The 4,287-nt window shown below is 55.9% G+C and carries 4 protein-coding genes; 2 read left to right on the forward strand and 2 right to left on the reverse strand.

Annotated features, from left to right (window positions below; genetic code table 11):
- Nucleotides 1-187: 187 nt before the first annotated feature.
- Nucleotides 188-1,087, reverse strand: coding sequence for an SDR family oxidoreductase (locus tag ACQ4N8_RS27925; protein WP_430707637.1), 900 nt, complete (start codon nucleotides 1,085-1,087; stop codon nucleotides 188-190).
- 174 nt (nucleotides 1,088-1,261) lie between these two features.
- Between ACQ4N8_RS27925 and ACQ4N8_RS27930 the strand changes: the two genes are divergently transcribed.
- Nucleotides 1,262-1,762 (forward strand): N-acetyltransferase family protein, encoded by a 501-nt coding sequence (locus ACQ4N8_RS27930; RefSeq protein ID WP_430707638.1) that lies wholly within the window; start codon nucleotides 1,262-1,264, stop codon nucleotides 1,760-1,762.
- A 44-nt stretch (nucleotides 1,763-1,806) separates the two neighbouring features.
- Here the strand turns inward: ACQ4N8_RS27930 and ACQ4N8_RS27935 are convergent, their stop codons facing one another.
- Nucleotides 1,807-3,129, reverse strand: coding sequence for an APC family permease (locus ACQ4N8_RS27935; protein ID WP_430707639.1), 1,323 nt, complete (start codon nucleotides 3,127-3,129; stop codon nucleotides 1,807-1,809).
- Nucleotides 3,130-3,457: 328 nt separating this feature from the next.
- Here ACQ4N8_RS27935 and ACQ4N8_RS27940 point away from each other — a divergent pair, with 328 nt between their 5' ends.
- Nucleotides 3,458-4,171 carry a cupin domain-containing protein gene (locus tag ACQ4N8_RS27940; RefSeq protein ID WP_430707640.1) on the forward strand — a complete coding sequence of 238 codons (714 nt, stop codon included), beginning with the start codon at nucleotides 3,458-3,460 and terminating at the stop codon, nucleotides 4,169-4,171.
- The last annotated feature ends 116 nt before the right edge of the window (nucleotides 4,172-4,287 follow it).

Here is a 4,287-nt window from a genome sequence, read left to right on the forward strand (position 1 = left end):
TAACTTAATCCTCTCCCTTATTTCCATTGTAAATCCTTGTAGGAGAGGACTCCAGTTTATTTAGGGGGCCTAGAGGCTTTTGCAGGTTTTTGGAGACCGCCGAGCAGCGAATTCGAGGGCTGCCGGGCGGGGCGCTAGGCTGTAATCTCGGGAAATCCGCGCCCGTTTCGCCACTCGTCTCAGCCCATCAAGTCACGATCGAGCCTCCGTTGGCGAACAAGATCTGCCCCGAGATATAAGAAGCGTCGTCGGAAGCAAGCAGCACGTACAGCGGCGCCAACTCAAACGGCTGCCCGGGGCGCCTTAACGGCACCTCGGTGCCGAAAGTTCTGACTTCTTCCGCCGTAAAAGCCGATGGAATCAGCGGCGTCCAGGTCGGCCCCGGGGCAACCGCATTCACCCGGATTCCCCGATCCGCCAAGGAAAGGGACAAAGATCGCGTAAAGGAGACGATAGCCCCTTTGGTCGCGGTGTAGTCGATCATGTTGGCCATGCCGGAAAAAGCGGTGTCCGACGTCGTATTGATGATGGAACTGCCGGCGGGCATATGGGGCAATGAAGCTTGGGTCATGTCGAAAAAAGAGAGGATGTTCGTCCGGAACGTGTTCAGCAGTTGCTCCCGGGTAATGTCCATGATGCTGTTTTGGTGGTACTGCACGCCGTGGTTGTTGACAAGCACGTTCAAGCGGCCAAAGGTCTTGAGCGTCGTCTCCACCACGAACCGGCTTGCGCCCTCCTCCCTCAAATCGGCGGCGATCGGCAAGCATTGGCGGCCGAACCGTCCAACGAGCCGCTGCGTTTCGGCCGCGTCCCGGTGCTCTTCGAGATAGGGAATCACTACGTCGGCGCCCTCCTTGGCAAATGCGATCGCTACCGCACGCCCGATTCCGCTGTCGCCGCCCGTGACGATCGCCACTTTATTCGTCAGCCTCCCGCTCCCGACATAGGCCGGATTCTCCGATATCGGCCTGGGCTCCATAAGATATTCCCGCCCGGGATGCCGGTCCTGATGCTGGGAAGGGAACACGACCGGGACCTCCGCACAATGCTGCTCCCAACCCAAATAAAGATATCCGGGGTACGTCATATACGCAACTCTCCCTTCGTCTGTTGCTTTTCTTCCATAAATGAAATGTATTATCTTCCAGGAAATTCATTCATGTTCATCCGTATCGCCGGGTGATATGATGACTTCGGGACAAGAATAAGGAAAGTCTTCCAACCGGTATCGATTGGCGTTAATTTATTAGGAGGAATGATCGTGATTGCAGTAAGAGAAGCCATGCTGGAGGATTTGCCGGAAATGCTGGCGATTTATAACGAGGCGGTCGTGAACTCCACGGCCACGTTTGATTTGGAGGAACAGTCGCTGCAGGAACGGAAAGTCTGGTTCCGCAACCACGGCGGCCGTTACCCGCTAATCGTCGCGGAAGTCCAGGGCAAGGTGGCCGGTTACTGCAGCCTGAGCCCGTTTCGCGCAAAACCGGCTTATGCCGGCTCGGCGGAGCTGTCGGTATACCTCGCCGCCGAATTCCGCGGCCAGGGTATCGGGACGGCCTTGACGCTGGATATCTTAAAGCGAGCCGAAATGCTCGGCTACCATACCGTGATCAGCTGCGTGGTCGGCGGGAACGAGGCCAGCCGGAAGCTGCACGAGAAATTCGGCTTCGAACACATCGGCTGCTTCAAGGAAGTGGGCCGCAAATTCGGGGAATGGCAGGACGTGCACTTTTATCAATATTTTACGGGCGCCAGCCGTTAAGCCGACGCCCGTTCGGGAAATTGTCCATAGGGCCGAGGACGGCCTTATTTGCGACGCATGTAATAGTACACCGGCAACCCGATCAACGTAATGGCGATGCCGATCAGGGACTGCACCGGGTTGCTCAGCACCGTGCTGATCAGAATATAGCCCCCTCCTACAATGCCGATCAGCGGCGTCAGAGGATACAGCGGGACCCGGTAACGGCCCGGGCCGGCCGGCATTTTCTTCCGCAGCAGGAACACGCCGAATACGCCCATGGTGAAGAAGATCCACAACACGAAAATAAGCAGGTCGGTCAGCGTATCGAACGTCCCGGAAAAAATATAGATGACCGCCAGCACCCCTTGAAAAAGGAGCGCGTTAGCCGGCGTTTGAAATTTCGGATGGATTTTGCGGAATACCGCGGAGAAAGGAATCTCCCCTTTCTCCCCCATCGCCTGGGGAACCCGCGCGGCCGTCATTAAGTATCCGTTGAGCGCTCCAAGGACCGATACGATGATTCCCGCGGTAATGAACATCCCTCCGCCGCTGCCGAACAGCGCTTCGGCCGCATCCGCGCCCGGCGCCTTGGAGCTGACGATCGCCTCATAAGGCAGCACCTTGAAGATGGCCAGATTAAACGTGACATATACGATAATCACGAAAATTACGCCGATGGAGATGACCTTCGGCAAGGTTTTGGCCGGATTCCTGATCTCGCCGGCCATATTGGTAACGCCGATCCAGCCGTCATATGCCCACAGCGTCCCCAGCACCGCCACGCCAAACCCCGCTCCCGTCGCGGCCGCGTGAATCCCGCTGAACCCGGGCGCCGAGCCCGTAAGCAGGCCAAAGCCGATAATGCCGACCACCGGGATCAGCTTGCCGACCGTGGCCAGCGTTTGGATGATCCCGCCGTATTTCGTCGCTATGACGTTCATCGCCAGGATGAAGGCCAGAATCGCCACGGCCAGCAGCTTCTGCTCAAGCCCGTTCATCGGCACAAAATAACCGGAATACGAGGCGAACGCGATCGCCAGCGCCGCCACCGAAGCCGGGTAGGAGATCACCGTCTGCACCCAGCCCAGCAGGAAGCCGAACACGTTGCCGTACAATTCGCCAAGATAGGTGTACAAACCGCCGGACCTCGGAATCGCGGCCGCGATCTCGGCTACGGACAAAGCCGAAGCCAATGTGATGATGCCCCCGGCCACCCAGGCCAAAATGCTCATCCAGGGCGAACCGGCATTGCTCAGGACGATCCCCGGTTTTAGGAAGATCCCCGACCCGATGATGACGCCGACAACGATGGCCAAGGCTTCGACAAAGTTGACCGTTTTGCGGATCGGCCGGTGTTCCTGCTGCGCTTGCTCAGTTTGCTTCATATGTCGTTCTCAATTCCTTCTGATTGCCGTATTTTTCGTAAATGGGAAGCAAGTCCGCAAATTACCGCATCATTATACTGTACCGGCCTTTTGTTAAGCAATCGGTTTTTGTGAAAAAACGAACGGATTTGATGTCAATTTATGGAATGTCGTACATTCATTTCATGAACCAGCGAATGGCGGCCATGATCAAGGAAAACACGGCGCTGATAGCGATACGGGCCCTGCCCTGCAATCCCCCGAACCACACATATAAAACCGCCCCGGATCATAGATATCCTATAGATAGTAATAGCGCCTATGTGAAAAGAAAGGCAGGGAATCAACCATGGCGGTTTCTTATATGGATTTCACCTCACCCAACGCTCAATTTTCGTTCGACGTCAACCGGAACACGACGGTCCGAAAGGATCAGCGCAACTTCATCAACGAACTGTCCATCCACCAGCTGAATACGCTGGGAAATATGTCGATGCTGGACACTTACCTGGACAAAGGCAACGTAATCGAGATGCATATTCATCAAAACGCCTCGGAACTCGTGTATTGCATTTCGGGGGAAGTGGTCGTTTCCATCATCAATCCGTTCACCAAGGAGCTGCGGCATTATCCCAACCGTCCCGGCCAGGCGACGAGCGTGCCCCAGGGCTGGTGGCATTATGACACCGCGACCATGGACGGGACGCATTTTTTGGCGATTTTCGATGCGCCGATTCCGGAGATCATCCCCGCTTCCGATATGCTGCGGCTGACGCCGCCCGAGGCTTTTGCGCATACCTACTGCCTGGATGCCGAGAAGGTCAGAGAAGCGTTTGCCCCTCTGAACCAAACCGTGATCATCGGTCCGCCGAAAGGCTGCCATCAAGAAAACCAAAACGCCCCATACCCGAACCAAGCGCCACAAGCCTATTCTCCGCATTCCAGCCATCCGCCTTACAACCAGGGTTACGGGCTTCGTCCTTATCAGCAAAGCGACGGCAATCCCCGGCGGCCGCAGGTCATCGGAAACGGCTGGGCCCATCTGTACCACAACGGACCGTAAGGAATTGCAAAAATGGCACAAGGCAAAAAAGAAGAGGCTGTCCCAAAAGGTAGCTAGTTAACCTACTCAAGGGTTGCTACTCGTTAAAAAGTTCTTATGTTAAAAAAACAGTCGAC

It is taken from the genome of Paenibacillus macerans, from assembly GCF_050565405.1.
GTDB lineage: Bacteria > Bacillota > Bacilli > Paenibacillales > Paenibacillaceae > Fontibacillus > Fontibacillus macerans_B.

What these genes read in the sequence shown, in the direction of transcription:
- ACQ4N8_RS27925 (WP_430707637.1), bottom strand. Translation starts at nt 1,087, where the DNA reads ATGACGTACCCCGGATATCTTTATTTGGGTTGGGAGCAGCATTGTGCG.
- ACQ4N8_RS27935 (WP_430707639.1), bottom strand. Translation starts at nt 3,129, where the DNA reads ATGAAGCAAACTGAGCAAGCGCAGCAGGAACACCGGCCGATCCGCAAA.
- ACQ4N8_RS27940 (WP_430707640.1), top strand. Translation starts at nt 3,458, where the DNA reads ATGGCGGTTTCTTATATGGATTTCACCTCACCCAACGCTCAATTTTCG.